General features: G+C 67.4%; 23 protein-coding genes. 7 read left to right on the top strand and 16 right to left on the bottom strand.

The window, feature by feature from the left end; all coding sequences use genetic code 11:
* Positions 1 to 15: 15 nt before the first annotated feature.
* Both BLQ28_RS03675 and BLQ28_RS03670 read left to right on the top strand, forming a co-directional pair.
* A complete protein-coding gene (locus tag BLQ28_RS03675; RefSeq protein WP_256327154.1) occupies positions 16 to 1,029 on the top strand; it encodes a Bug family tripartite tricarboxylate transporter substrate binding protein in 1,014 nt (337 codons plus the stop codon).
* A gap of 25 nt (positions 1,030 to 1,054) precedes the next feature.
* Positions 1,055 to 1,459, top strand: a complete 405-nt coding sequence (locus BLQ28_RS03670; protein ID WP_093237178.1) for a DUF6194 family protein — start codon at positions 1,055 to 1,057, stop codon at positions 1,457 to 1,459.
* A gap of 23 nt (positions 1,460 to 1,482) precedes the next feature.
* Here BLQ28_RS03670 and BLQ28_RS03665 read toward each other — a convergent pair whose 3' ends face one another.
* The 5 genes from BLQ28_RS03665 to BLQ28_RS03645 all read right to left on the bottom strand — a co-directional run bounded on the left by BLQ28_RS03665 (position 1,483) and on the right by BLQ28_RS03645 (position 6,216).
* Positions 1,483 to 2,124: a hypothetical protein gene (locus BLQ28_RS03665; protein ID WP_093237177.1), complete on the bottom strand. Its 642-nt coding sequence runs from the start codon at positions 2,122 to 2,124 to the stop codon at positions 1,483 to 1,485.
* A 91-nt stretch (positions 2,125 to 2,215) separates the two neighbouring features.
* Positions 2,216 to 3,439, bottom strand: coding sequence for an ROK family transcriptional regulator (locus BLQ28_RS03660; RefSeq protein WP_093237176.1), 1,224 nt, complete (start codon positions 3,437 to 3,439; stop codon positions 2,216 to 2,218).
* A complete protein-coding gene (locus tag BLQ28_RS03655) occupies positions 3,432 to 4,229 on the bottom strand; it encodes an ATP-binding cassette domain-containing protein (protein ID WP_093237175.1) in 798 nt (265 codons plus the stop codon). Before BLQ28_RS03655 ends, BLQ28_RS03660 begins: the two co-directional genes overlap by 8 nt.
* Positions 4,229 to 5,188: an ABC transporter permease gene (locus BLQ28_RS03650; protein ID WP_093237174.1), complete on the bottom strand. Its 960-nt coding sequence runs from the start codon at positions 5,186 to 5,188 to the stop codon at positions 4,229 to 4,231. The genes BLQ28_RS03655 and BLQ28_RS03650 overlap by 1 nt, the downstream gene beginning before the upstream one ends.
* Positions 5,189 to 5,214: 26 nt before the next feature.
* Entirely contained in the window at positions 5,215 to 6,216 is a 1,002-nt protein-coding gene (locus tag BLQ28_RS03645; RefSeq protein ID WP_093237173.1) for a sugar ABC transporter substrate-binding protein, read from the bottom strand.
* Positions 6,217 to 6,686: 470 nt separating this feature from the next.
* Here BLQ28_RS03645 and aspT (BLQ28_RS03640) point away from each other — a divergent pair, with 470 nt between their 5' ends.
* From aspT (BLQ28_RS03640) to BLQ28_RS03625, 4 genes are all read left to right on the top strand, one after another.
* A complete protein-coding gene (gene aspT, locus BLQ28_RS03640; protein WP_256327153.1) occupies positions 6,687 to 8,375 on the top strand; it encodes an aspartate-alanine antiporter in 1,689 nt (562 codons plus the stop codon).
* Positions 8,376 to 8,535: 160 nt separating this feature from the next.
* Positions 8,536 to 10,224 (top strand): aspartate-alanine antiporter, encoded by a 1,689-nt coding sequence (aspT, locus tag BLQ28_RS03635; RefSeq protein ID WP_093237172.1) that lies wholly within the window; start codon positions 8,536 to 8,538, stop codon positions 10,222 to 10,224.
* 68 nt (positions 10,225 to 10,292) lie between these two features.
* Entirely contained in the window at positions 10,293 to 11,942 is a 1,650-nt protein-coding gene (locus tag BLQ28_RS03630; protein WP_093237171.1) for a bifunctional aspartate transaminase/aspartate 4-decarboxylase, read from the top strand.
* A 153-nt stretch (positions 11,943 to 12,095) separates the two neighbouring features.
* Positions 12,096 to 13,469, top strand: a complete 1,374-nt coding sequence (locus BLQ28_RS03625) for a hypothetical protein (RefSeq protein WP_143012402.1) — start codon at positions 12,096 to 12,098, stop codon at positions 13,467 to 13,469.
* Positions 13,470 to 13,530: 61 nt separating this feature from the next.
* On the opposite strand, the gene BLQ28_RS03620 is transcribed toward BLQ28_RS03625, so the two are convergent.
* The 9 genes from BLQ28_RS03620 to BLQ28_RS03580 all read right to left on the bottom strand — a co-directional run bounded on the left by BLQ28_RS03620 (position 13,531) and on the right by BLQ28_RS03580 (position 20,623).
* Positions 13,531 to 14,730 (bottom strand): MFS transporter, encoded by a 1,200-nt coding sequence (locus tag BLQ28_RS03620; protein WP_256327151.1) that lies wholly within the window; start codon positions 14,728 to 14,730, stop codon positions 13,531 to 13,533.
* Complete coding sequence (gene aroC, locus BLQ28_RS03615; protein WP_093237169.1) at positions 14,730 to 15,845, bottom strand: chorismate synthase; 1,116 nt, start codon at positions 15,843 to 15,845, stop codon at positions 14,730 to 14,732. Before aroC ends, BLQ28_RS03620 begins: the two co-directional genes overlap by 1 nt.
* A gap of 32 nt (positions 15,846 to 15,877) precedes the next feature.
* On the bottom strand, positions 15,878 to 16,063 hold the full coding sequence (locus BLQ28_RS03610; protein ID WP_093237168.1) for a hypothetical protein: 186 nt from the start codon (positions 16,061 to 16,063) through the stop codon (positions 15,878 to 15,880).
* A 50-nt stretch (positions 16,064 to 16,113) separates the two neighbouring features.
* Positions 16,114 to 17,697 carry an MFS transporter gene (locus BLQ28_RS03605; protein WP_093237167.1) on the bottom strand — a complete coding sequence of 528 codons (1,584 nt, stop codon included), beginning with the start codon at positions 17,695 to 17,697 and terminating at the stop codon, positions 16,114 to 16,116.
* A complete protein-coding gene (locus BLQ28_RS03600; protein ID WP_093237166.1) occupies positions 17,694 to 18,080 on the bottom strand; it encodes a YciI family protein in 387 nt (128 codons plus the stop codon). Before BLQ28_RS03600 ends, BLQ28_RS03605 begins: the two co-directional genes overlap by 4 nt.
* A complete protein-coding gene (locus BLQ28_RS03595; protein ID WP_093237165.1) occupies positions 18,062 to 18,448 on the bottom strand; it encodes a YciI family protein in 387 nt (128 codons plus the stop codon). The genes BLQ28_RS03600 and BLQ28_RS03595 overlap by 19 nt, the downstream gene beginning before the upstream one ends.
* Positions 18,449 to 18,528: 80 nt before the next feature.
* A complete protein-coding gene (locus tag BLQ28_RS03590; RefSeq protein WP_093237164.1) occupies positions 18,529 to 19,785 on the bottom strand; it encodes an RNA polymerase sigma factor in 1,257 nt (418 codons plus the stop codon).
* The gene (locus tag BLQ28_RS03585; protein ID WP_093237163.1) at positions 19,782 to 20,270 is read right to left on the bottom strand and encodes an SRPBCC family protein; all 489 of its coding nucleotides are present in this window, start codon (positions 20,268 to 20,270) and stop codon (positions 19,782 to 19,784) included. The genes BLQ28_RS03590 and BLQ28_RS03585 overlap by 4 nt, the downstream gene beginning before the upstream one ends.
* Positions 20,153 to 20,623, bottom strand: a complete 471-nt coding sequence (locus BLQ28_RS03580) for an ArsR/SmtB family transcription factor (protein ID WP_143012401.1) — start codon at positions 20,621 to 20,623, stop codon at positions 20,153 to 20,155. The genes BLQ28_RS03585 and BLQ28_RS03580 overlap by 118 nt, the downstream gene beginning before the upstream one ends.
* Before the next feature lie 158 nt (positions 20,624 to 20,781).
* Here BLQ28_RS03580 and BLQ28_RS03575 point away from each other — a divergent pair, with 158 nt between their 5' ends.
* Complete coding sequence (locus BLQ28_RS03575; protein WP_081267020.1) at positions 20,782 to 21,204, top strand: cupin domain-containing protein; 423 nt, start codon at positions 20,782 to 20,784, stop codon at positions 21,202 to 21,204.
* 1 nt (position 21,205) lies between these two features.
* Here the strand turns inward: BLQ28_RS03575 and BLQ28_RS03570 are convergent, their stop codons facing one another.
* Both BLQ28_RS03570 and BLQ28_RS03565 read right to left on the bottom strand, forming a co-directional pair.
* The gene (locus BLQ28_RS03570) at positions 21,206 to 24,169 is read right to left on the bottom strand and encodes a bpX6 domain-containing protein (protein WP_093237162.1); all 2,964 of its coding nucleotides are present in this window, start codon (positions 24,167 to 24,169) and stop codon (positions 21,206 to 21,208) included.
* Positions 24,153 to 25,964: a hypothetical protein gene (locus tag BLQ28_RS03565; RefSeq protein ID WP_093237161.1), complete on the bottom strand. Its 1,812-nt coding sequence runs from the start codon at positions 25,962 to 25,964 to the stop codon at positions 24,153 to 24,155. Before BLQ28_RS03565 ends, BLQ28_RS03570 begins: the two co-directional genes overlap by 17 nt.
* Between the last annotated feature and the right edge of the window lie 55 nt (positions 25,965 to 26,019).

Here is a 26,019-nt window from a genome sequence, read left to right as displayed (position 1 = left end):
GCCGCACCGACGACCATGCCGCCCTTCATTGCCCGCCGCCATGCCCTTCGCGCGCTGTCCGCGCTGCTGATGCCGTGGCCCGGCCTGCGCGCGATGGCCGCGGACGATCCCTCGCAAGGCGCAGCCGAATGCGTGATTCCAGCCAAGGCCGGCGGCGGCTTCGCCCTGACCTGCGCACTCGCGCGCGATGCGCTGCAGGCCGTGCGCCCCGGGCGCCCGCCGCTGACGTTGCGCTATCTGCCGGGCGGCATCGGCGCCGTGGCCTTCGACCGCATCGCCACCGGGCGCCTCGGCGGGCCGGGCACGCTGGTGGCGTTTTCGAGCGGCTCGCTGCTCAACATGGCGCAAGGCCGCTTCGGGCCGCATCCGCCATCGGCCGTGCGCTGGATCGCCACGCTGGGCACCGACTACGGCGTGATCGCGGTGCACCGCGACTCGCCTTACAAGCGCCTGCAGGATCTGGTCGCCGCGCTGCGGCAGGAGCCGTCGCGCATCGCTTTCGGCGCAGGCGGCACCGTCGGCAGCCAGGACTGGGTCAAGGCCGCACTGCTGGTGCGCGCCGCGGGGCAAGACCACAAGGCCATGCGCTTCGTGTCCTTCGAGGGCGGCGGCGATGCGCTGAGCGCGATGCAGGGCAAGCACGTCGACGCGTTCCCCGGCGATGCGGCCGAAGCGCTGCAGGCCATCGAAGGCGGTGCGGCCGTGCGCCTGCTGGCCGTGCTGTCGGACACGCGGCTGGGCGGCGCGCTCACCGGCGTGCCGACCGCGCGCGAGCAAGGCGTGGAGCTGGTGTGGCCGACCGTGCGCGGCCTCTACCTGAGCGCCGACGTGCCCGAGGCCGCCGTGCGCGCATGGACCAACGCCCTGCGCGAGGCAAGCACCGCGCCCGGCTACGCCGCGCTGCGCGAGCGGCACGGGCTCTACCCCTTCGACCTGACCGGCCCCGCGCTCGACGACTACGTGCAGGCGCAGATCAAGCGCTACCGCCAGCTGGCGGACGAACTGGGCCTTCGGCGCTGGCACCCCTGAACGGAACGCAGGCAAGATCGCGGGCATGACCGAAGACGCCATCACCGACCACTTCATCGACCTTCTGCCCGGCGGCCACTTCGAGGTGGCCGACGACAACACCTTCTTCTTTCACAACGCGGACAACAAGTTTCCCTTTGCCACCCTCGTGACGAAGGACAGCGAATTCGACAGCGCCTCGAAGCTGGACCGCCCCGGCGTGTTTCGCCTGAACATCGGCGTGGGCAAGGAGACCTTTCGCGCGCTGTTCGGCGAGCAGGAACAGACCGACATCGACTTCACCGCGCTCGACCGGCTGATGCCGCATCCGGTGTACGGAAAGATGTACTGGGTCTGCGTGATCAACCCGAGCGACAAGACCTTCGAGACGATCGAGCCGTTGATCGCGCAAGCCCGCAGCCTCGCGGTTGCGAGAGACAGGAACAAATAGCCCGGCGGCTGTTCCCCGGTTCGCTAGCTCGACGCGCGGGACAGCGTCGCCAGCTTCTTCTTCGCGCTTTGCAGAAGGCCGATCTTTTCGACGGGCAACTGGGCCTTCGTATCCCCGAGCTTGAGGATCTCGAGCGCCGAAGGCTTCGGCATGAGCGGGTCGCGCTGCGTGAGGCCATTGAAGCGGGCGTTCGAGATGACGTGCACCTTCAGGTGCCGGTGGATGCTCTTCGACAGCTTCTGGCAGGCGGTCGCCATGGCGGCTTCATCGGGCATCAACTGCCCGTGCACGACGAGCAGTTCCAGCGTGCCGTCCTTGTCCTCCGCCAGGATGAAGGCGCGCAACACCGAATCCTTGAACTTGGCGCGCAGCATCGCGCGAACCGGCTCGGCGGCGGCGAACGACTTCAGGGCGATGCTGCGCAGCTCGTCGTGAAAGAGGAAGGCGCGGTCGATCGAGACGGTATCGGCCTCGTCCCCCTTCGGCTTCTGCCGCTTCAGGATGCCGCTGCCGACCAGATGCTCCAGGGTGCGCACCACATCGTCGGGGGCGAGCTTGGTTCGCTGGGCCAGCTCGCTGGAAGAAAACTGTTGATCGGGCGCCGCGTAGGCAACCATCAGGAGCTTTTGCACCTCGGGGGCGAAGAGGAAATCTGCGGTGCTCATTGATTCGGTTCTTTGCAAGGGGCCCGCATTATCGGGACACATCGCCCCGCCTGCGTCGAAGCCACGAGAGAGGCCAGCGAACCTCGGCCCCTCAACCCGCCTTCAGGAACACATCGTGATCCGGCGCGAAGTTCGCATGCAGCGGCAGCATCGCCCCGCCTAGCGCACAAGCCTGTGCCCCCACCCTGCCCCCGTGCAGCTGCGGGCGCCACAGCCCCTCCCAATTGCACTGCGCGAGTGCCGCGCGGGTCTGCTCAAGCAGGGCCTGCAGCAAGGCGCGCGACATCGAGCCGTCCATCACCACGTCGGCCAGATCGAGCACCGCGGTGCTGCTGACGATGGCATGCGCCAGTGCCAACGACGCGGAGCCGAGCCAGGCCTGCGTCGCGGCGGCAAACGGTGGTTGCAACGCACGATCGTCATAGGCGGCCGTCGGGTCGAGTCCTTCGTGCTGCAAGCGCTGCTCCAGCTCCCACAGCGAGGCTTCGGCCATCACCTGCGGCGGCAGTGCGCCATCGGCCCGCGCCGATTGCATCGGCAACGAAGCCAACGCCCCAGCATTGCTGTGTGCCCCCGTGTGCAGATGCGAGTTGATGACCAACCCGCCGCCCACGAAGGTGTCGACGAAGATGTACAGGAAGCTCTTGAGGTCGTGCCCGCGCCCGCCGACCAGTTCGGCCGCGCAGGCCGCCACCGTGTCGCGCGCAAAGCTCACCGGCACTTCGGTGCGCGCCCGCACCTCGGCCAGCAGGTCCATCTGGTTCCATTCGTCCGACTGCGCCTTGGAAAGGCCCAGCGTGCGGTGCCAGCCACCGAGCAGGAACGGCGCGGCCAGGCCCACGCCAACGTTGCGCGCGGCCAGCGGGCCGAGCCCGTCGCGCAGCCGGTGGATGTGCTGGGCAATGGCCGGCAGCAACGCGGCCGCATCGGGAAAGTCGTAGTTCACTGCATGGCGTTCGCGCACCTGCGCGGTGAAGTCGATCAGCAGCCACTCGGCACCGCGCCGGCCCACCTTGATGCCGATGGCGAAGGCGCCGTCGGGGTTGAGCGCGAGCGGCACCGAGGGCTGCCCGATGCGGCCACGCACGCGGCTCTGCTTGACGATGAGCTGGTCTTCTTCGAGCCGCGCGGTGATGAGCCCGATGGTCTGCGCGCTCAGCCCGGTGAGCCGTGCCAGGTCGGCCTTGGGCAGGCTCGTGTGAACGCGCAGTGCCTGCAGCACCACGCGCTCGTTGAACTGGCGCATGCCGACCTGGTTGGAGCCGCGCGGACGCAGCAGGTCGGGCGGGGGCGCCGTGGCTTCTGCATCAGGCATGCGCCTCCGCGGGCAACTGGTCGGCGGTCATGGCGCCGGTCATCACGGCCACGGTGTCGCTCATGCTGATCTTCTTCGGGTTGAGCACGGCCGCGCGCTTGCCCAGGCGCGCCACGTGGATGCGGTCGGCCACCTCGAACACGTGCGGCATGTTGTGGCTGATGAGCACCACGGGCAGGCCGCGATCGCGCACGCGGCGGATCAGCTCCAGCACCATGTTGCCTTCTTTCACGCCGAGCGCGGCGGTGGGCTCGTCCATGATGACGACGTGCCGCGCAAAGGCCGCGCTGCGCGCCACCGCCACGCACTGGCGCTGGCCGCCAGAGAGCGTTTCGACCGCCTGCGTCATCGACTGGATGCCGACCTTCAGGTCGGACATGCGTGCCATGCTTTCCTGCAGCATCTTCTTCTTGTCGAGCATGCGCAGCACGTTGCCCAGGAAGCCGGGGCGGCGCAGCTCACGACCGAGAAAGAGGTTTTCGTAGATGGTCATCGCGGGCGCGACGGCGAGGTCTTGATAGACCGTCTCGATGCCTGCACGCCGTGCGTCGAGCGGGTTGCGAAAGTGCACCGGCGCGCCGTCGAGCAGGATCTCGCCCTGGTCGGGCACGACCGCACCCGACAGCGCCTTGATGAGCGACGACTTGCCCGCGCCGTTGTCGCCGATCACCGCGAGGATTTCTCCTTCGCGCAATTCGAAATCGACGCCGTCGAGCGCGGTGACCTGTCCGTAGCGCTTCACCAGGCCCCTGGCCTGCATCACGATCTTGGGGTTGGCTTGCGTGTTCATCAGCGAGCCCCCTTGCGCGAGAGTTGATCGGCGGCCACCGCAAGAATCACGAGCACGCCCGTCACCAGCACCTGGTAGATCGACGACACGCCCATCAGCGTGAGCCCGTTGCGGAACACGCCGACGATGAGCACGCCGATCAGCGAGCCCAGCACAATGCCGCGCCCACCAAAGAGGCTGGTGCCGCCTAGCACCACTGCCGTGATGGCGTCGAGGTTCTCGGTCTGGCCCGCATTCGGATCGCCCACGCCAGTGCGCGCCACCGACAGCAGCGAAGCGATGCCATAGAGCACGCCCGCCGCCACGTACACGCCGAGCAGCACGCGCTGCGTCGGGATGCCGACCAGCCGCGTGGCTTCGGCGTTGTTGCCCACGGCATAGATGTGGCGCCCCGCGCCCGTCTCGCGCAGCACGAACCACGCGAGGCCGTAGAGCACCACCATGAGCACCGAGCCCCATGCCACTTCGGCACCACCGATGGCGAAGGTGGTACCGAGCCCCGTGAGGCCGGTGGGCAGGTCGGTGATGGTCTGCGACGACGAGTACAGCTGCGTGATCGCGAAGGCGATGTTGAGCGTGCCCAGCGTCACGATGAAAGGCGGCAGCTTGATGCGCGTGACCAGCAGGCCGTTGACCAGCCCGAACAGCGTGGTCACGCCGATGCCGCAGAGGATGGCGACCGGCACCGGCATGCCGAGTTCAGTGGCGAACTTGGTCATGATGATCCCGCCCAGCGCCATCACCATGCCGCACGACAGGTCGATGCCGGCCGTGAGGATGATGAGCGTCTGGCCGATGGCGATCACGCCGACCACCATCACCTGCTGCAGGATCAGCGAGAGGTTCTCGCCCGTGAGAAAACGGTCGGACTGCGTCGCAAAGAAAATGCACGCGCCGAGCAGGGCCAGCCACGGCCCCAGAGCGCCCCACGGAATGTGGTGCGTTGCGGATTTCGCCATCGATGTGCCTCCCTGGGGCTACTTGTTTACTTCTTGCCCCAGCACAGTTCGGCGCCGGTCTTGGTGTCCTTGCTGTCGACACCCGCCACGCTCTTGCCGGCGATCAGCGTCACGCCGGTGTCGACATAGCCCGAGGCCTTCTTGCCGGTCTTGGCGAACTCGACGCCAGCGGCCACGCCCATGGCGGCCATCTTCAGCGGGTACTGCTGCGAGGTCGCGGCGATGATGCCGGCGTTGGTGTCCTTGATGCCCTGGCAGCCGCCGTCGACCGAGACGATCATCACGCCCTTCTCTTTGCCGGCGCGCTTGAGCGCGTTGTAGGCACCGGCCGCGGCGGGCTCGTTGATGGTGTAGACGAGGTTCACGTCGGGCGCCTTCTGCAGGCAGTTTTCCATCACGGTCTGTGCCTTGGCCTGGTCGCCGAAGCTGTCGGCCATGCAGACGATCTCTGGCGCCTTCGACAGTTCGTTCGACTTGGCGTCATTGGCCGCGAGGCCGAAGCCCTTCATGAAGCCGTTGTGGCGTTGCGCGCCCACCGGGTGGCCCGGCAGCAGGTCGAGCGCGACGATCTTGGGCGTCTTGCCGGCCATTGCGGCCTTGGCGTATTCGCCGATCAGCACGCCGGCCGTGTAGTTGTTGGTGGCGAAGAGCGCGTCGGTCGCGTCCGGCGGATCGGCCGGGCTGTCGAGCGCGATCACCATGATGCCCTTGTCGCGCGCCTTCTTGATGGCGGGCACGATGGCCTTGGCATCGCTCGGCGTGATGAGGATGGTCTTGGCGCCGGCCGCGATCATGTTCTCCATCGCGGTGATCTGGCCCGCGTTGTCGCCGTCGGCCTTGCCCGCGCCCGACAGCAGCTTGGCGCCGAGCTTCTTCGCTTCTTCCTGCGCGCCCTCTTTCATCTTCACGAAGAAGGGGTTGGTCTCGGTCTTGGTGACCAGGCCGATGACGGGCTGGTCGGCCGCGAAGGCGGCGGATGCGGCCAGGGACATGGCCGCCATGGCCAGGATGGAGCGGGAGCTGAACATGGTTTGTCTCCGTTGGCAGGCGGCCATGCGCCTGCAGTCTGTTGAACCGGACGCGCGCCTTGCAATGGAAAAAGAAGGCGGTGGCATCCGAACGCAGGAGGACTATCGTTCAGCGAGGCGACTAAATCAAGCGGCTTTAGTTATCGAAAACCCGGAGGTCGCGCGGCCCGCATTGCCGGTGCAAATTGTCTTTCGGCTCAACGCGAGAAGTGTCGATCGACGACGGTGCCGGATGCCTTGTGCAGCAAGAGCCCGTATGAAAAACAGACGGCGCATCACACCGGTTGCATGGGCCATATCGATGGCATCAGAACAAAGTTCGCCCTTCGCCTCCCGATGCAAGACAACCGATGTACATGGGCCTCACACCGGCGCTTAACCTTTTCGAAACAGTCTTGCGCATTGTCCGAATCCCGACAAAATGGTCTGACCAATTCGGTAACTGCAATTTGCAACGAGAGGAACGGCGGGTGATCGGTGAGCTGACCGGAATACTGAAAAGCCAGCCCGAAATAGCACTCTTCCTCGTGCTCGCCATTGGCTATGCCATCGGCCAGATCCGCTTCGGCCCGATCCAGCTCGGCGGCATCTGCGGCACGCTGATCGCCGCGCTCGTCGTCGGCCAGTTGGGCATCACGCTCGACGACAGCGTGAAGAACGTGTTCTTCATGCTCTTCATCTTCGCGCTCGGCTATGCGGGCGGCCCGCAGTTCTTTGCCAACCTCGATGCCAAGGGCCTGCGGCTCGGGTTGCTTTGCCTCGTTGAAGTCGTCGTGGTGCTCGCACTGGTGCTGGGTGCCACGCTCTTGCTGTCTCTCGACCAGGGCACGGCCGCAGGTTTGATGGCGGGCGCCGCGACCGAATCGGCGGTGGTAGGCACGGCGACCGATGCCATCTCCAAGCTGGCCCTGCCGCTGGCGGACATCCAGCAGCTGCAGGCCAACGTGGTCACGGCTTATTCGATCACCTACGTGTTCGGCCTGATCGCGATCGTGGTCGCCACGAGCCAGATTTTTCCGCTGCTGCTGCGCGTCGACCTGCGCGCCGAGGCCGACAAGCTCTGGAAGACGATGGGCGGTGGCGGCGACGACCCCGACGCGGCCAGTGCCACGCCCGAGATGGTCGGCCGCGTCTTCAAGGTCACGGTGGGCCGGGGCCGCACGGTCGGTGAGCTGACGGCCATCTTCGGCGGGCAGGCGCACATCGAGCGCGTGGTGCGGCGCGGCCAGAGCCTTGCGGTCGAGCCCACGCTGCGGCTGCAGGCCTTCGACCAGGTGCTGGCCATCGGGCGCCGCGCCGCGCTGGTCAACGTGGCCGAGCTGCTGGGCCGCGAGTTCGCGGACACCACGGCCTTCGATGCGGTCGTGGAGACCACCGAGGTCGTGGTCAACCAGCGCGAATGGTTCGGCCGCGAGTTGCGCGCGCTCGATGCGGCCCTGCCCGCAACGGTGCAGATCGTCGGCCTGGCGCGCGACGGACACGTCATGCCGCTGCTGCACGACGTGAAGCTGCAGCGCGGCGACGTGCTCAAGCTCTACGCGCCCGTGGCCGACATGCACAAGGCGCTGCCGCTGGTGGGTGACCGCGTGATCGTCTCCACGCGCAGCAACATCAGCTTTGCAGCCATGGGCATCCTGCTCGGCGTGTTCATCGGCGGCTTCAGCGTCAAGCTCGGCGGCATTCCGTTCTCGCTCGGCACCGGTGGCGGTGCGCTGCTCACAGGCCTCGCCTTCGGCTGGTACCAGTCGAAGAATCCGCACCGTCTGAGCGTGCCGCCCGATGCGCTCGCGCTCATGAAAGACCTGGGCCTTGCCACCTTCATCGCCTGCGTGGGCCTGGCCTCGGGGCCGCAGGCGCTGACGCTCATCAAGAAGTTCGGCGTTGCGCTGCCGCTGGTCGGCGTGGCCATCGCGGTGGTGCCGGCGACGATTTCGCTCTTCGTCGGCCACCGGCTGCTCAAGCTCGAAGCGCCCGTGCTGCTCGGCGCCATCGCCGGCCAGCAATGCAGCACGCCCGCGCTCAGTGCCGTGCAGAACGCATCGGGCAATGCCACGCCGCTGCTGGGCTACACGATCACCTATGCGATCTCGAACGTGGTGCTGCCGCTGATGGGCCCGTTGATCGTGGCCCTGGCGGGGGTGGTGCATGCGGCGAAGTGAAGGATTGATTGGCTCCTTCCCCTCCCCGGGGGAAGGCTGGGATGGGGGCAAGCGGCGCTTGTGCAACACGGCTGCGCCCGCTCGATGGCCGTCGTGCCCCCACCCCGACCCTCCCCCGAAAGGGGAGGGAGAAATTCGGGAACCTGAAAGGACTTGACCCATGGAATGGCTGCACGAACTCTTCAAGAAGTCGCCGGAGATGGCGCTCTTTCTCTCGCTGGCGGTCGGCTACTGGATCGGCAAGATCAAGTTCGGCAAGTTCCAGCTCGGCGGCGTGGCGGGCTCGCTGCTGGTGGCAGTGATCGTCAGCCAGGTGGGCGTGCAGATCGACGGTGGCGTGAAGGCGGTGCTGTTCGCGCTGTTCATCTACGCGGTGGGTTTCGAGAGCGGGCCGCAGTTCTTCAGCTCGCTCGGCAGGCAGTCGGTCAAAGAGATCATCCTGGCCGCGGTGATGGCGGTCACCGGCCTGGCGACGGTGGTGGTCATGGCCAAGCTGTGCGGGCTCGACAAGGGCCTGGCCGCAGGCGTGGCGGCCGGCGGACTCACGCAGTCGGCCATCATCGGCACGGCCAGCGATGCCATCGGCAAGCTCGGGCTCGCGGCGGCCGAGACGGCGCGGTTGCAAAGCAACGTGGCCATCGGCTATGCGGTGACCTACGTGTTCGGCTCCTTCGGCGCCATCATCGTGTGCGTCAACATCTTGCCCAAGCTGATGGGCCGCACCATCCGCGACGACGCCATCGCCGCCGAAACGGCCATGCAGGCCGGCGTGAGGGTGCTGGGCCCCGACCAGGAAGAAGCGGCGCCCTCGCTGGTCGGCCGCATCTACGAACTGACGACCGACCCGAAGCGCACGGTGGCCGACATCGAGAACGCGAACCCGGCGACCACCATCACCATCGAGCGCGTGAAGCGCGCCGGCAAGTTCATCGAGGTCAGCCCCGAGCTGATGCTGCACCAAGGCGACATCGTGCTCGCAGTCGGGCGGCGCGACGCGGTGGTGGGCAGCGCCCCACTGCTGGGCAAGGAGGTCTACGCGGTCGACGGCATGGAGCTCACCTTGCAAAAGCGCGAGATCGTGCTGACCAACAAGGAGTTCGACCACAAGACGGTGGACGAGATCCGCAAGGCCACCGCCGGCGGCGTGCGCCACGGCATCTTCGTGACGGCGCTGAGCCGCATGGGCAAGGTGCTGCCGATGCGGCCCGACACGGTGGTGCAGACCGGCGACCTGGTGTCGATCTTCGGTGCCGAGCAGGACGTGAAGCGCGTGGCCGCCATCGTCGGCGATGTGATCGTGCCGAGCGCCAAGACCGACTTCGTCTACCTCGGCGCGGGCCTGGTGGTGGGGCTGCTGGTCGGCCTGCTGAGCGTGAAGGTCGGCAACATCCCACTGACCTTGGGTGCCGGTGGCGGTGCGCTGCTGTCGGGCCTGCTGTTCGGCTGGTACCGCGCCAAGCGCCAGACCTTCGGCGCGCTGCCGCCGAGCGCGGTGCAACTGCTGAAGGACCTGGGCCTTGCGGGCTTCGTGGTGGTGGTGGGCCTGTCTTCGGGCCTGCAGGCGGTCGAGACGATCAAGCAACTGGGCCTGACCATCTTCGGCGTGGGCGTGGTGGTGACCATCGTGCCGATGCTGCTGACCATGCTGTTCGGCCGCTACGTGCTTCGCTACAGCAACACGGCCATCTTCGCGGGTGCGCTGAGCGGCTCGCGCAGCGCCAACCCGGCCTTCGGCGAAGTGCTCGACAAGGCAGAGAACACCACGCCCACCGTGCCCTTCGCCATCACCTATGCGCTGGCGAACGTGTTCCTTACCCTGCTCGGCCCGCTGATCGTCGCGCTCGTCTGAGCGCGGCACGCGGCCCCTTCCCCTTCTCTTTTTTCTTCATTCGTTTTCTCTCAACCAGGAGCTTTGCAATGGACTTCAGCGACGTGAAAAAACTCGGTGGCCTGAGCCCCTTCGAACTGAAGGATGCCCTGATCCAGGTCGCCAAGCAGAGCGACCGCCTCATGCTGAATGCGGGGCGCGGCAACCCGAACTTTCTGGCGACCACGCCGCGCCACGGCTTCTTCCAGTTCGGCCTGTTCGCAATGACCGAGAGCGAGCGCTCGTACATCTACATGGAGGGCGTGGGCGGCTTTCCGCAGCGCGAAGGCATCGAGTCGCGCTTCGAGATCTTTGCCAAGGCCCATGCGGGCGAGCCGGGCACGCGCTTCATCGAGGCGGCGGTTTCGTATGTGCGCGACCAGCTCGGCCTGTCGGCCGGCGACTTCATCTACGAGATGTGCGAGGCCATCCTCGGCTGCAACTACCCGGTGCCCGACCGCATGCTGCGCCTGTCCGAGATCATCGTGGGCCAGTACATCCACAAGGAGATGATCGGCACGCACCCCTTCGTGGGCAAGTTCGACATGTACGCGGTCGAGGGCGGCACCGCCGCCATGACCTACCTGTTCAACAGCCTGCGCGAAAACCACCTGCTGCAGCCCGGCGACACCATCGCGCTGGGCATGCCGATCTTCACGCCGTACATCGAGATTCCGCACCTCAACGACTACCAGCTGATCGAGGCGCTGATCGACGCACCGCCCGAGAACAACTGGCAGTTCACCAAGAAGGAGCTGCAGAAGCTGCTCGACCCGAAGGTCAAGGCCTTCTTCCTGTGCAACCCGAGCAATCCGCCCTCGGTGAAGATCAGCGACGAGGTGCTGGGCTACATCGCCGACATCGTGAAGCAGCGGCCCGACCTCATCATCCTCACCGATGACGTGTACGGCACCTTTGCCGACAACTTCCGCTCGCTGTTCGCGATCTGCCCGCACAACACCATCCTGGTGTATTCGTTCTCCAAGTACTTCGGCGCCACCGGCTGGCGCATGGGCGTGGTGGCCACGCACCAGGACAACATCCTCGACCGCCAGATCGCGGCGCTGTCCGAGGCCAAGCGCAAGGAACTCGATGCGCGCTACAGCTCCATCACCACCGAGCCGCGCAAGCTGAAGTTCATCGACCGGCTGGTGGCCGACAGCCGCACCGTGGCGCTCAACCACACGGCCGGGCTCTCGACGCCGGTGCAGGCGCAGATGGTGATGTTCTCGCTGTTCTGCCTGATGGACGAACCGGACGCGTACAAGAAGTCGATGAAGCACATCGTGCTGCGCCGCAAGGAGGCGCTGTACCGCGAACTGGGCCTGCCGCTGGAGGTCGACCCGAACTCGGTGAGCTACTACCACCTGCTCGACCTGCAGGACATTGCCACGCAGATGCACGGCGAGCGTTTCGGCAAATGGATCGTGACCAAGCTGCAGCCGAACGAGGCGCTGTTCCGCATCGCCGAAGAAACCAGCATCGTGCTGCTGCCCGGCCGCGGCTTCGGCGGCAAGCACGCGTCGGGGCGCGTGTCGCTGGCCAACCTCAACGAATACGACTACGCGAACATCGGGCGGTCGCTGCGCAAGCTGGCGTCGGAGTACTTCGAGTTGTTCGAGAAAGAGAACGGAGGGAGCAAGAGCGCCAAGGCAGCAAAGGCTGGCAAGGGCAGCACGGCAAGAAGCAAGAAAAAGTAGTGCCACGATGCGCCCGCGCCACACGGGCGTTTTCTAAAGGATTACCCGACGTTTTCAAAAGCTTACGTTTCTAATTTCCCGCTTACGATTTGTAGGCCAACAGCCCTTGTTCATCAAGGGCTGCGGCATCTACCAACAAGAGGGAATTTAGTAATGAAATGGTTTTCAATGGCGGCCGGTACGGCTGTCCTGGTCGGTGGTCTGGCCGCGTGCGGCGGCGGTGGTGGCGGAGGCGGTGGAGGCGGCTTCCCTCTTCTGGCGCCCGCCCCCGCGACCCCGGTCGCACTGGCCGTCAATGTGCTCGTGAACGGGAACACGGCCACCGCGGACAGCAACGGCCGCTACGCGGTCAAGCCCGGTGACACGATCACCGTCACCCCCGCCTCGGGCACGGTGGACTGGACCAGCAGCTCGGCACCGTCCGGCGCGATCAGCCTGCGCAATCCGGCGATCTCCAACACCAAGTGGTCGGCGCAGATTTCGAGCAGCACCACCGCCACCAGCGTCTTCACCGTCAGCGCCAAGCCCACGGACCCCAATACGCTCAGCAAGGACACCGTGTTCAACGTGTCTGGCGGCGATGCACGCAACGGCAGCTACAAGGTCTTCGCAGCCAACGGCACGAAGCAGACGCTGGCGCTCAACTTCGACACCATGTCGTACGTCATGACCGACGAGACCGGCGCCACGTCGTCGGACGGGATCGAAGTCGACAAGTCCGAGACCGGCACCTACCTGTTCAGGAGCCAGCGCAACGAAGCCGGCAAGGCCATCAACACCCGGTTCCGCATCAACGGCGACACCGTGGTCGGCGCGTTCCAGTTCCGCGTTGCCAAGGTACCGGGCAGCTATGCGACCCAGCCGTTCGTGGCGCCTCGCGCGCTGGTGACCGACCAGAACGAGATCGACGGCATCTACAACCGGCTGGGCGTGAACCTGCAGGCGACTTCGCGCGCCTCCAACATCCGCCAGGCCCTGATCGGGCTGCACGGCACGGTGTTCCAGCTGTGCAACGACGCGACCAAGGCGATCGCGGACTGCCTCCCACCGGCCGCGCCGATCAATTACACCGTGTCGCCTGGCGCCACGCCCGGTGTGTGGAACATCGTCAACACGGCGGACCCGACAGACACGGGCGCCTTCTCGATCGCGCGCATCGGCGGCCAGAACGTCTACCTCTCGGCGGGCACCAACCCCCAGGCGCCGAACGACGACGTGTTCCGCATCGGCCTCCCCGAGACCGCGACATGGCCCGTGACGACGTCCAGCGGCGGCGACACCGATGGCACCTGGGGCTCGGCGAACTACGATGCGACGACCTATCAGGCCATCCTCGCTCGGCCGGACACCACGTTCCGCGCGTTCGGTGCGATCCTCGGCTCGGCACGCACGAACATCAACGGCATGAAAAAGTTCACCGACACCACGCCGGCCAACTTCGTTGCCATTCAGAACGGCGTGCTAACCGTCGTGGTCGGCGAGACCGGCGGCGCTTCCACCGGCTACATGCAGATCGGTCTGCACTGACCTGACAGTGCCCCCCGGCAGTGACGGAACAGACGGACGTTCCGTCACTGCCTCCGGCGCGTCAGCCTGGCTTGTGGGCCGCGCGCTCCACCCGATCCAGCGCCACCACGCGCCACGCGCACAAGCTGCCCAACACCGCGAGCATCGCAGCCGCCGCGAACATCGTCCGATAGCCGAAGGCCTGCGCCACCGCGCCGCCCAGCAACACACCGAGCACACCGCCGAAGCCATAGCCGATCACGGTAAAGAGCGCCTGCCCCCGGCCGCGCAACTGCCCCGGGAAGCGGCGCGACACCACGGCGATGCAAGTCGTGTGATGCGCAGCAAAGCTCAGCGCGTGAAGCCACTGCGCCACGATCAGCGCCACGACAAAACCGCCCAGCCCCGCCGTCAGGCCGAGCCGCGCGACGGCGGCGACACCGCACAACAGCATCCAGCGCGGCATCGGCAGCAGGCCGATGAGGCGGCCCTGCAGGAAGAACCAGACGATCTCCGCCACCACCGACAGCGCCCACAGCAGGCCGATGGTGCTCTTGCTGTAGCCGATCGAATCGAGGTAGAGCGAGAAGAAGGCATACACCGAGAAGTGCGACATCACCTGGAAGAACAGCGCCGCGAAGAACCACCGCACCGCGGGGTTGCGCAGCACCGGCCCGATGGGCACCTTGACGGCGTCGTGGGCGGCAGGCGGCTCGCGCAGGTCGGGCAGCTTCATCGTCGCGATCAGCACGATGGCCAGCGTGCCCGCGGCCCAGGCCGGAAAGTGCTTCATGCCGAAGCGCTCGAACCACTCGCCCGCGACGAACACCGTGAGCAGGAAGCCGGCCGAGCCGCACAACCGGATACGGCCGTAGCGGCCCCAGTCGCCGGCCACCAGCTGCGCCATGGCCGCCTCGGTGAGCGACATCATCGAGCTGGTGTGGGTGAACATCACGAGCAGCACCAGCGCGAGCCACCACGCGCCGCCGTGCCACCAGAGACCGAAAGAGCTGGCCAACGCCACCGCCGCGCTGAAGCGCAGCAGCTTCACGCGCTGCCCGGTGTGGTCGCTCAGCGCGCCCCAGGCATAGGGCGCGAACACCCGCGTGATCGACTGGACCGAGGCCAGCAGGCTGATGGTGAAGATCGGCAGCCCCAGGTCCTTGAGCCAGAGCGGCAGGTAGGGGTTGAAGAAACCGATGTGCGCGAAATAGCTGGCCGACAGGCCAGCGAATGCCAGCAGATGGCCGCGCCCGGCGGCCACGGACGCCGGCGCGGACACTAGAGGAAGGACGCTTGCGGCGACGTGGCGTCGGTCTTCTCGCCCGGGGTCTGCGACACGTCGCCGCACTGCGCGCGATTGCGCAGCACGTGCTCGATGACGACCAGCGCCAGCATGGCTTCGGCGATGGGCGTGGCGCGGATGCCGACGCAGGGGTCGTGGCGGCCCTTGGTGACGACCTCGACCGGGTTGTTGTGGATGTCGATGGACTGGCGCGGGCTGATGATCGAGCTGGTGGGCTTGATCGCGATGCTCGCCTCGAGGTCTTGCCCCGAGCTGATGCCGCCAAGAATGCCGCCGGCATTGTTGGAGAGGAAGCCGGTCGGCGTGATCGAGTCGCCGTGCGTGGTGCCGCGCTGCGTGACGCTGTCCCAGCCGGCGCCGATCTCGACCGCCTTCACCGCATTGATGCCCATCAGCGCGTAGGCGATTTCGGCATCGAGCTTGTCGTACAGCGGCTCGCCCAGGCCGATGGGCACGTTGGTGGCCGTGACCCGGATGCGCGCGCCGCACGAATCGCCGGCCTTGCGCAGGCGGTCCATGTAGGCCTCGAGCTCGCTCACGTCGGCGACGGGGGCGAAGAAGGGGTTGTTGGGCACGTGGTCCCAGCTCTCGAAGGGAATGGTGATCTCGCCGATCTGCGTCATGCAGCCGCGAAACACCATGCCGTACTTCTCGGCCAGCCATTTCTTGGCGACCGCGCCGGCGGCCACGGTGGGTGCCGTCAGGCGGGCCGACGAGCGCCCGCCACCGCGCGGATCGCGAATGCCGAATTTCTTCCAATAGGTGAAGTCGGCGTGGCCGGGACGGAACTGCTGGGCGATCTGCCCGTAGTCCTTGCTGCGCTGGTCGGTGTTCTGGATCAGCAGCGCGATCGGGGTGCCGGTGGTCTTGCCCTCGTACACGCCGGACAGGATCTGCACCGCGTCGGCTTCGTTGCGCTGGGTGACGTGGCGGCTGGTGCCGGGGCGCCGCCGGTCCAGGTCGCCCTGGATGTCGGCCTCGCTCAAAGCCATGCCGGGGGGGCAGCCGTCGATGACGCAGCCGATGGCCGGGCCATGCGACTCGCCGAAATTGGTGACCGCGAAGAGTGTTCCGAAGGTGTTGCCGCTCATGGCGGGGATTATCCCTACAAAGCGGCGGCCACTCAGTCCGTCGTGTTTTCCATGCGCCGGGTGAGCGTGCCCAGCTGCAGCTCGATGGCGAACAGCCGCTCGTTCAGCACGGCCGTCTGCAGCCGGATCGCCTCGACGATGGCCTTGGTCTGCGGGTCGGTGGTGTTCTCGGACAGTTCCGCCAGGTCGTGCAGCTTCTTGCGCAGTTCGTTGCTCATGAGGGGCTCCGGTGATCCATCGCGTCGTGGAGCCCCAGTATGGGGTTTCGTCAACGCTCGGGCAATGCGGTGGCACCCGGTGCCGGGTGCGCGCCCTCCCCGCTGGCCCCGACACCGCGCAAGCGCACCGCCACCAGCCCGCCCACGAACAGCAGCACCGCCGCGCAGATGCCGGCCGTCAGGCGCAGGCCGTGCATCAGGGCATCGCGGGCCGTGTCGAGCAGCTCGGCGCCCGCGCCGCCGGCAAGCTGCCCCGCCAGGGCAACAGCACCGCCGAGCGTGCTGCGCGCCGCCTCCACCTCGGCCGGGCCGGCCAGCCCTGCCGGCACCGCGTCGGCCATGGTGCTGCGGTAGATGGCGGCGCCGATGCTGCCGAGGATCGCGATGCCCAGCGCCCCACCGAACTCGGAGCTGGTCTCGGAGATCGCCGAGGCCACGCCCGCGCGCTCCGGCGGGGCGCTGCCGACCACGAGGTCGGTGGCCAGCGTGAACACCGGTGCCAGGCCGAGCGACGAAATCACCGCGCTGGTCACCATCCAGGCCAACCCGTCGTGCGCGGGAAGCACGACCAGCATGCCGAAGCCCAGCGCCGCCACCGCCAGCCCGCCCCCCATTACGAAGGCCGGACGCATGCGCCGCGCCAATGCTGGCACGACCATCGAGCCGACGATGAAGCCCCCCGCGCTGGGCATGCTCCACAGGCCGGCATGCAGCGGCGACAGGCCGAGCACCAGTTGCAGGTACTGAGCGTTGTAGAGAAAGATGCCGAACATCACGAAGCAGGCCAGCATGTAGGCCCCGAGCGAGACGCTGAATGCCGGCAAACTGAACAGGCGCAGGTCGATCATCGGGTTGGCCAGCCGCCGCTGCCGGCGCGCGAACACCCCACCGAGCGCCGCGCCCACGGCAATGGACAGCAGCGAGAACGCATCGGGCCCATGCTCCGCCGTCTGCTTGATGCCGTAGATCACGGCGAGCACCGCGCCCAGCGACAGCACCACGCTGAGCAGGTCGAGCCGCGCCGCGTCGGGGTCGCGGTACTCGGGCAGCAACATCGGGCCGAGCACCAGCAGCAGCACCATCACCGGCACGCCGATCAGGAACACCGAGCCCCAAGGAAAGAACTGCAGCAGCACGCCGCCGATCACCGGGCCGATGACGGCGCCCGCCGAAAAGCTGGAGATCCACACGCCGATGGCCACGGTGCGCTGCGCCGGGTCGAGAAACATGTTGCGGATCAGCGAAAGCGTGGATGGCGCCAGCGTCGCCCCCGCCACGCCGAGCAGCGCGCGGGTGGCGATGAGCATGTTGGCGCTGGTCGAAAACGTCGCCAGCACCGAGGCCACGCCGAAGGCCGCCGCGCCGATCAGCAGCAGGCGCCGCCGGCCGATGCGGTCGCCCAGCGTGCCCATGGTGACCAGCAGGCCGGCCACGAAGAAGCCGTAGATGTCGACGATCCACAGCAGTTGCGAGGCCGTGGGCTTGAGTTCTTCGCTGATCGACGGAATCGCCAGGTTCAGCACCGTGAGGTCCATCGAATAGAGCATGCACGGCAGCGCGATGACGGCCAGGCCGGTCCACTCGCGTGCCGTGGCACGGACGGGAGGCGATGCGGTGGTGTCGGCGACGCTCATCGACCTCCCTCGTTGCCCTGGCCGCCCGGACTGCAGACGATCGACTTGACCGGCCGCAACTCGATGCTGCAGAAGCGCGCGGAGGGAATGCCGGCCGCGAGCTGCAGCGCTTCTTCTTCGCTGTCGGCCTCGACCAGGTAGAAGCCGCCGAGCTGCTCGCTGGTTTCGGCGAAGGGGCCGTCGGTGACCGACAGCGTGTTGCGGCGCATGCGCACGGTGGCCGCGGTGCCGGCGGGCTGCAGGGCCTCTGAAACGACCAGCTTGCCGCGGGCGTGCAGCTGCGCGTCGTAGTCGATGTGTTCGTTGATGTACATGTCCATTTCTTGCGGCGAGAGATGCCTCGTCTGGTCTTCGGTTCCGTAGATCAAGCAAAGGTATCGCATGCGGTATTCCCTTCTGTATTTCCAATGATTTCAATGGGCCGGACCTCGATGGCGCCGTAGCGCGCCATCGGAATGCGGCCCGCGATCTGGATCGCGGCGTTCAGGTCGCGCGCCTCGATCAGGATGAAGCCGCCGAGCTGCTCGCGCGCTTCCGCGTACGGGCCGTCGACATGCGATCGCTTGCCGTCGCGCACCTGCACGACCTTGGCGAACGCCACCGATTCCAGCGCCTCGGCGGCGATGAAGTGGCCGCTCGTTTCAAGCTCGCGGTCGTAGGCCATGGACTCTTCGTTCAGCGCCCGGAGCTCGTCGGGCGGCATCGTGCGGATCACCGCTTCGTCGCAGTGAACGAGGCAGAGGTATTTCATGCGGAATCTCCTTGCGGATGGAATGTGGACACCACTGGTCGATTGGCAACGGCCGAAATCGACAACCCGATGCGACGGGTTCAGCTATTTTTTTCGGCCGGCAAAGAGGCCAGTTGCCGCTCGAGGAATTGCCGCTCGGGCAACTGGCGAGCCAGCGACAGGGCTCGCCCGTAGGCGGCGCGCGCATCGTCGGTGCGGCCGAGCCGCCGGCACAGTTCGGCGCGCGCACCGTGCGCCAGGTGGTAGCTGGCGAGTTCGCCGCGCGCGAGCAGCGCGTCGATCAGCGCCAGCCCGGCAGCCGGGCCGTCGCGCATGGCAACGGCGGCGGCACGGTTGAGTTCGGCCACGGGCGAGGGATCGAGCCGCAGCAGCACGTCGTAGAGCCCGACGATCTGCGGCCAGTCGGTGGCGTCGGGGCTGCCGGCTTCGGCATGCACGGCGGCAATGGCGGCCTGCAGCGTGTAGGGGCCGAAGCGGCGGGACAGCAGCGCGCGCTCGACCAGCGCCGCGCCCTCCTCGATCTGGCCGCGGTGCCAGAGGCTGCGGTCTTGCGCGTCGAGCAGCACGATGTCGCCCTGCGGCGAAGTGCGCGCGGCACGGCGCGCGTCGTGCAGCAGCATCAACGCCAGCAGGCCCAGCGCCTCGGGGTCGGGCAGCAGATCGACCAGCAGGCGGCCCAGCCGGATCGCCTCGGCCGACAGGTCGGCGCGCGTGAGGCTGTCGCCCGACGAGGCCGCATAGCCCTCGTTGAACACGAGGTAGACCACGCGCAACACCGCATCGAGCCGCTCGGGCAACTCGGCCAGCGCGGGCACCTGGTAGGGAATGCGGGCGTCGCGAATGCGCGCCTTGGCGCGCACGATGCGCTGCGCGACGGTGGGCGCCGGCACGAGGAAGGCGCGCGCGATCTCCTCGGTGGCCAGGCCGCAGACCTCGCGCAGCGTGAGCGCGACTTGCGCATCGGGCGCGAGTACCGGGTGGCAGCAGGTGAACACCAGGCGCAAGCGGTCGTCTTCCAGGTCTTCGGTGTCGTCGTCCCAGGCGGGCGCGGGGTCGGCCAGCGCGGCGATGTGCTCGGCCGCGTCGTCCCAGGCGGTGAAACGCGCCTGCCGGCGGATGCCGTCGATGGACTTGAAGCGCCCGGTCGACACCAGCCAGGCGCGCGGGTTCACGGGCACGCCATCGCGCGGCCATTGCTCCAGCGCACTGCGGAAGGCGTCGTGCAGCGCTTCTTCGGCCAGGTCGAAATCGCCGAGCAGCCGCACCAGCGTGGCGAAGATGCGGCGCGACTCGGCGCGGTAGATCGCATCGACGGTGTCGGCGATCGAAGGTGTCATGCGCGCCCGTTGCCTTGGCTCTGGTCTTGGCCCAGCCAGCCTTCGAGCTTGACGAGGGCGCCGGTCCAGCCGTGCCTGTGCGCGTCGCGTGCGGCCGCATCGAAGAACTGTTCGTGCATCAGCACCAGCTCGCAGCCTTCGGCGTCGGGCTCGATCCGCACCGTCACGCGAGACTGGCGCTCCGGCGTGCTGCGCCAGGCCCAGCTGAAGACCAGCTTGCGGTGGGGCACAAGCTCCAGGTAGGTGCCGCTGACATCGTGCGTTTCGCCATCGGCCGCGTGCATGGTCACGCGAAAGCGGCCGCCGACGCGCAGATCGACCTCGGCCAGCGGCACGGCGATGATTTCATCGGGGCCGAACCAGCGCTTCAGCGCTTGCGGGTCGGTCCACGCGCGCCAGACCTTGTCGGGCGAGACGCGGTAGTGCCGGCGGAGGGTGAGCGAGGGGCGCTCCTTCTCGGTTCCTGGGTGGGCAGGGTTTGCCATTCGGTCTCCTCCTGGTGATAGAGAAAGCGCGCCAGTGCATCGAGCCGGTCGGTCCAGAACCTCTCGTAGCGCGACAGCCATGCGGCGGCTTCCTGCATGGGCTGCGGCGAGAGCGCGCAACGCACGACGCGGCCCTCTTTCGTGCGGGCGATGAGGCCCGCGCCTTCGAGCACGCGCAGATGCTTCATGAAGCCGGTGAGCGACATGCCGTGCGGCTCGGCCAGTTCGGTCACGCTGAGGCTGCGCTCGCCCAGCGTTTCGAGCACCGCGCGGCGCGTCGGGTCGGAGAGCGCTGCGAAGACGGCGTCGAGCGTGGCTGTGTCGGATGGGGCTTCCGCCGCTGGGTGAACCATGCGGTTGAGTATCTGGACGGGGGATGGGGGCGTCAAGTTGTCATCCCCCTCCGGTTCTGGAGCACTCGATGCGCGGTCAACCCCATCGTGCTGGTGCAGGAACGCTTTATGCGTGCTGCAACGCAGCACACAACCACGAGCAGAAAAGGAGTTGCCCCATGCTGGACCGTACCGCCACACAGTTCTCCCATGTGAAGCCCGGTGACACTGAATTCGTCTCAGGCGGCCTGCGCGATTTCTTCCTTTACCGCGACCTCGGGATTGCGGAAGCCACCAACGGCAAGGTCATCGCCCACCTCGTCAAGGCCAACATGGCACCGGAAACGGGCACCGGCTGGCACCGTCACGAGGCAGACTTCCAGATCGTGATCATGGTCAAGGGCTGGGCGCGCTTCATGTACGAGGACAAGGAAACGCTGGTCGAGGCCGGCGACGTGGTGCACCAGCGGCCGGGCATCCGGCACTTCCTGTTCGACTACTCGCCCGACATGGAATACCTGGAAATCGTCTCGCCGGCGGACTTCAAGAGCATCGACGTCGAGCCGGTGTGCGAGATTCCACCGCCGACGCCGTGGAAGTAGTTCAGCGAATGGCGAAGCCCGCCGCCGTGCTGCGCGCAACGTCGAGGTGCAGCACGCGGCCCTGATCGTCGAACAGCAGCCAGCCGTTCGGCACGGCACGCGCGCGCACTGCCGCCTCGGGAGGCCAGGAGACCGATGCCCCGACCGTGCCGCCCCGTAGCTGGCGAAAGAACACGTCGCACGTCGCATCGAACAGACGCAGCACCATCCAGTCGCTGTCAATCCACGACTGCAGTTCGCTCGGGTCCGTGGTCAAAAAGCGGATCTGGCCGTTCATTCCGTTCAAGCCCTGCCAGCTCAACTCGAACAGCCCGTCTCCCTGAGGCTCGCCACGCAGGCTCAAGACACCCGACTGCGGATGCAACAACCGCCGGGACACTTCCCTGCGCGAAACCGTGAGGGGTTCGCGGCTCAGCAAACGGCGCTGCGGGCACTGATAGCGCCACAGGCTGGGCCCCAGGACATCGTCCTCGACGATGAACTGCTCCATGTTCTGCGTGGCCGACAGATCCACCACCCTGCCCGGCAGGTCGTTCACTTGCCAGAGCACGTCCTGCAGGGACCGACCCGTGTCGATCACCTGGACACGCCGTCCGCGCGCCACCGTCCAGCCGATGCCGTCGAACTCACCAGCAAAATGGTCGATCTCACTCAATCCGAGGTCGCTGACCTGCCGCTGTACGAGGTCGATCCGGCTCACGCGCCACAGGCCGTCGCGCTGCGCCAACGCCAGTGCGAGTTGCCCACTGTGTGCCACGACCAATCGGTACGCCGGCACGGCAAAACGCGCCAGTACGCGGCCCATGCCGTCGGTCATCACCGCGCCGGCCTCGCCCGTCGCGACGAGGTAGCGGCCTTCGTCCAGCAGCACGGCATCGAGTACCACATGCGCGCCTGCAGCGGGCGCCTCGAACGTCAACATCGGGACCTGCCTGGCCAGTGGTTTGACCTCGATACCCGGCAGATCGCCACCCGGCAGATCGGCTTGCAGCAGCACATCCGCATTCAGCCGCATCAGCGACTGCAGCGCCTTCTTGTCCAGCCGGCCCAGCCCTTGGGACTGGTCGGCCAGCAGCGCGGGCATGAGCACGGCCAGCAGCCCGCGCGAGGCATCGGTGTGACCCGATGCCGCATTCAATGCCACGGCCAGCGCCGCGCGCTCGCCATGCAGCAACGGATCGTCGCGCAGTAGCTGCAGCCGCGCCGCGCAGGCTTGCAGGGTGTCGGGCAGCAGCAGCGCGCGCTGCACCAGTGCACGGGCCGCCAGTTGTCCGCCCGCAGCCTCCGCGGCCAGAAGCCAAGCGGCGGCCTGCTCGCGCAGCGCTGCCACCGGCCACACCGCATCGACCGCCTTCAGCCACTCGCCCTGTTGAGCCAGTGCCTGGCCCCACTCCTCGCGCAGACGGTTCGCCGGGTCGGGCCATCGTTCCTGCATCTGCAGCACGGCGCTGGCAAATGCGTTGTCGCGCCGCGCCACTGCCAACGCACGGCGCCAGTCGCCGGCCAGGCACAGCAGGCGCACGATGACGGCGGGTGGCCAGTCCCAGGCCAGTGCGAGTTCGGCGGCCTGTGCATGGCGCTGGTGCTTCTCCAGATAGTCGAGCGCCTCCTGGCGCGCCTGCAGCAACTCGGCGAGTACGAACACCGCCTCGTCGATGCGGCCTTCTCGGTCCAGCTTCTCGTAGGTCTTGCGATAAAGCTGGCGCAAATGAACCTCGAAGTCGTTGCCGAGGTTGATGCTGGTGCTTTGCCCGAGCGAACCGCTCAGCGACAGGTCGCTGCGTGGCCCCGGCGCGCCGAAGGCCTGCCCGAGCGATTGCGCATCTCCTCCCAGCGGAATCGCGTGGCGCAGCGCCTGTTCAAGGTCGCCATCGTCGAACATCTTGAGCATGCGACTGAGGTACGCGGCCTGCTGGCGGCCCAGCAGACGCGACAGTCGCGACGTGATCGCAAGGCGGGTCATCCACTCGCGCCACCGTGAACGGCCCGGCTGCGCAGTGCCGCGCTGCTTGAGCGGCGGTGCCACCGGGCGCGGCGTCGGCGCGGACTTTCGCGCCGTGCTTCCAGGTGAGCGCGCCACGTCGCGGGCATGGATACGCCGCATCCACCAGACCAGCAGCAACACCAGCCCCAATGTGATCAGCAGCACCCACAGCGAAGACGCATCAACCTGGGAGCTCGCCACATGGGTCGTGAGCGTGGGCGTGGGCTGCGCTTGCGACGGCGACGGAGCCGGCGAACCGTCCAGCCCATGAAACAACGCACGCGCAAAAAACAACACCACCGCGATGATGGCAAGCCACACCACCGTGCGCATCGACTTGCCCGCTCCGTCGCTGTGATGGCTGCTGTCGGTGACGGCACTCTGCCCGGCGTTGACCTGCTTCAAGGCCTTTTCCCTCTGTGCACGCTCGGCCATCGCTTTGAGGAACTCGGCCTGCGCCGCGCTGGCCGGCGGCACGGCATCGCCCAGCACCTCGCGCAGCGTGCGTCCATCGGCATCGAGCACGACGGGCTCCGGCAAGGTCTCGCGGCAATCGAAGGTGTCGAACAGGACCGGACCTGGCGCCAGCCACAGCGACGGATCGAGCGGCTCGGCCTGCGCAAGTCGCAGGGCCAGCACCTCGCCACCATTCACAAGCCAGACGTCGGCCGACGGCAGTCCGATGCGCTCGGCGGGATCGAGTTCGGCGGAGCAAAGCGCCTGACCTTCCCGGCGCAGCGGCCAGCCTGTGGCGCTGTCGCAGTCAAGCGAAACCGGGGCCGCAAAGCGCAGCAGATCACCTTCGGCAAAGCGGAACGCCTGCGCGCCGGAGCGCCATACATCGACGATGCGGCGGGCACGCGCAGCCACATCGAACCAGTCCGCCGGGAACCAGAGGCCGGCCACCGGCTGCCGCCCCTTGAGCAGCGGGTGGCGGACCTGTGCTGCGGGCATCGCAAGGAACTCAGGCGGCGGCGTCATCGCTCGCTCCTTTGCCGTGCAGCACCGCGCGCAGAGCCCGCTGGGGCACCGCATACATGATGATCTTCTTGTGCACGGTCAGCATGACAGCCAGGCCCGTGCAGGGGCACACGCTGATCTTCTCGATGCGCTCGGGCGCCTTGTAGATGTTTTCGGTGCCGCCCTGCGTGTGCAGATCCAGCCCGTCGAGCGAAGGCGAAAGGCTCAGCAAGGCGTAGCGGCCGTGTGTGCTGTCGTGGATCAGCGCCAGCGCGCGCGGGGCACGCATCTCGAAGGTTGTCCACTTTTGCGGGAACAGGCCATACCGCCCGCCACCGGACGTCGGATCGGGTTGGTGGATGCGCCAGACATCGTGGGGCTCGGTCGCGATGCGCAGCGCCATGCCACCCAGGCCGCTGCGCCACTGCCAGCTGTCGGCAAAGAGCACCCGCGTTTCGTCGATGCGGGTGCAGATCACCTGGGCCGACACGGGCCCGCCCGTCGCGCCCAGGCGCCGCAGCACGATCTGGTTGTCATGGACGGCAACATAGACCACGCCAAGCTCGGACCATTGCAGCATGCCGAGGACCTTGCCATCGACCAACTTCGGCGCACCAGCCGCGGGGTTCGGCATGACACCTGGTGTCGCGTTCCAGATCACGAGCCTGCCGTCGCGGTCGATCATGCAGACGCGCTGCTGCATCTGGTCGTGCAACCATGCGGCAGACAACCAGACCGCGAGCCCCGGTGGCGCGCGAAACGCCTCGGGCTGGGGCGCAGCGAAGCTGCCAAGCCCTGGCACTTGCCAGAAATGCAACGACTGCCCATGGCTCTCATGCCTCGAGTGCGTGTCGCTCAGCAGCGCGCCCATGCGCTTGCCCAGGAGTACGGCCGCCAGCGGCACAAGCGACTGGCCCCAATACTGGTACTTGGGCTTGGCCGCCTTGCGCTGTCCATCGACCGGCACGGCGAACACCAGCATGCCAGGCTCGTCGAGCAGTTGCACCGCCACATGCTTGCCGGTGGGCGAAATGACCGGCGGCCGCTGCAACGAAATGCGGCCACCATGGCGCCGGTGCAAATTGGCCGGTGCCCTCTGCGTGAACTCGCCACGCAGCAGGGGCACACCAGCCTTCACCGACGGCAGCGGCAGCTGCGCGCGCCGCAGCCCGCTCCGGTCGCTCAGCGACACGTCGAGCACATCTCCGAGCACCGCGCGCTGCAGGCATACACGATGGCTGGTCCAGCGCTCGGGTGCGGCCTGCTCCGTCGGTGCCGAGCCGACCAGCCAGCTCTCGCCCGGCGCATGCGCCATTCCGGCGAGCACCTCGCGCCAGGCACTCACATGCGTGGGACTGCCGACATCGAAGTCGCGCGCCTTAAGCAGCGAGCGCAGTTGCCGCGCGTCGTCCGCGCCCTCCAAGCCGCCTGGCAGCTGCAGCACGCCCCACTGGAACGCGCCGCCGATCTGCGCAGCGCGCCTTGCCAACAGGATCCAGAGCGCGAGCTGCCCAAGCCGCGGTGCGCCGAACTGCCGCGGCCCGGCGTCGAAGATCGCGACGATGCTCTTCTCGGCCTCGCGCGCCCGTGGGCGCGGCGCCAGGAACAGATGCTCACTGGCGGCGGCGCGACGCAGAAATTCGTCGGGCAATTCGTCTGCCAACAGCCACTCGGTTGCAAGCAGGCGCTCATAGGGGCCGCGGCGGCGCAGGTCGTCGAGCCCGTCGGGCTCGGGCACACCGCCACGCGTCTGGCCACGGAAGCGGCCCAGCAGCGGCTGCATGCGCTGTACCAATGCGCCAAGTTCGGTGGCCATTTCGGGGGCGAACCATTCCAGCCATGGGCTCCATGGCCTCAGGGCCTCGGGAAGT

The organism is Variovorax sp. EL159 (assembly GCF_900100965.1).
GTDB lineage: Bacteria > Pseudomonadota > Gammaproteobacteria > Burkholderiales > Burkholderiaceae_C > Variovorax.
The sequence above is the reverse complement of the archived record's forward strand: the minus strand, read 5'-3'. Positions and strand labels throughout refer to the sequence as shown.

Bases quoted from the DNA above. Each gene is read 5' to 3' on its own strand.
- BLQ28_RS03605 (WP_093237167.1), bottom strand. From the start codon at position 17,697: ATGAGCGTCGCCGACACCACCGCATCGCCTCCCGTCCGTGCCACGGCA.
- BLQ28_RS03675 (WP_256327154.1), top strand. From the start codon at position 16: ATGCCGCCCTTCATTGCCCGCCGCCATGCCCTTCGCGCGCTGTCCGCG.
- BLQ28_RS03580 (WP_143012401.1), bottom strand. From the start codon at position 20,623: ATGGTTCACCCAGCGGCGGAAGCCCCATCCGACACAGCCACGCTCGAC.
- BLQ28_RS03645 (WP_093237173.1), bottom strand. From the start codon at position 6,216: ATGTTCAGCTCCCGCTCCATCCTGGCCATGGCGGCCATGTCCCTGGCC.
- BLQ28_RS03665 (WP_093237177.1), bottom strand. From the start codon at position 2,124: ATGAGCACCGCAGATTTCCTCTTCGCCCCCGAGGTGCAAAAGCTCCTG.
- aspT (WP_093237172.1), top strand. From the start codon at position 8,536: ATGGAATGGCTGCACGAACTCTTCAAGAAGTCGCCGGAGATGGCGCTC.
- BLQ28_RS03570 (WP_093237162.1), bottom strand. From the start codon at position 24,169: ATGACGCCGCCGCCTGAGTTCCTTGCGATGCCCGCAGCACAGGTCCGC.
- BLQ28_RS03600 (WP_093237166.1), bottom strand. From the start codon at position 18,080: ATGCGATACCTTTGCTTGATCTACGGAACCGAAGACCAGACGAGGCAT.
- BLQ28_RS03575 (WP_081267020.1), top strand. From the start codon at position 20,782: ATGCTGGACCGTACCGCCACACAGTTCTCCCATGTGAAGCCCGGTGAC.
- BLQ28_RS03610 (WP_093237168.1), bottom strand. From the start codon at position 16,063: ATGAGCAACGAACTGCGCAAGAAGCTGCACGACCTGGCGGAACTGTCC.
- BLQ28_RS03585 (WP_093237163.1), bottom strand. From the start codon at position 20,270: ATGGCAAACCCTGCCCACCCAGGAACCGAGAAGGAGCGCCCCTCGCTC.
- BLQ28_RS03630 (WP_093237171.1), top strand. From the start codon at position 10,293: ATGGACTTCAGCGACGTGAAAAAACTCGGTGGCCTGAGCCCCTTCGAA.
- BLQ28_RS03625 (WP_143012402.1), top strand. From the start codon at position 12,096: ATGAAATGGTTTTCAATGGCGGCCGGTACGGCTGTCCTGGTCGGTGGT.
- BLQ28_RS03670 (WP_093237178.1), top strand. From the start codon at position 1,055: ATGACCGAAGACGCCATCACCGACCACTTCATCGACCTTCTGCCCGGC.
- BLQ28_RS03655 (WP_093237175.1), bottom strand. From the start codon at position 4,229: ATGAACACGCAAGCCAACCCCAAGATCGTGATGCAGGCCAGGGGCCTG.
- BLQ28_RS03660 (WP_093237176.1), bottom strand. From the start codon at position 3,439: ATGCCTGATGCAGAAGCCACGGCGCCCCCGCCCGACCTGCTGCGTCCG.
- BLQ28_RS03650 (WP_093237174.1), bottom strand. From the start codon at position 5,188: ATGGCGAAATCCGCAACGCACCACATTCCGTGGGGCGCTCTGGGGCCG.
- aroC (WP_093237169.1), bottom strand. From the start codon at position 15,845: ATGAGCGGCAACACCTTCGGAACACTCTTCGCGGTCACCAATTTCGGC.
- BLQ28_RS03565 (WP_093237161.1), bottom strand. From the start codon at position 25,964: ATGGCCACCGAACTTGGCGCATTGGTACAGCGCATGCAGCCGCTGCTG.
- BLQ28_RS03590 (WP_093237164.1), bottom strand. From the start codon at position 19,785: ATGACACCTTCGATCGCCGACACCGTCGATGCGATCTACCGCGCCGAG.
- BLQ28_RS03595 (WP_093237165.1), bottom strand. From the start codon at position 18,448: ATGAAATACCTCTGCCTCGTTCACTGCGACGAAGCGGTGATCCGCACG.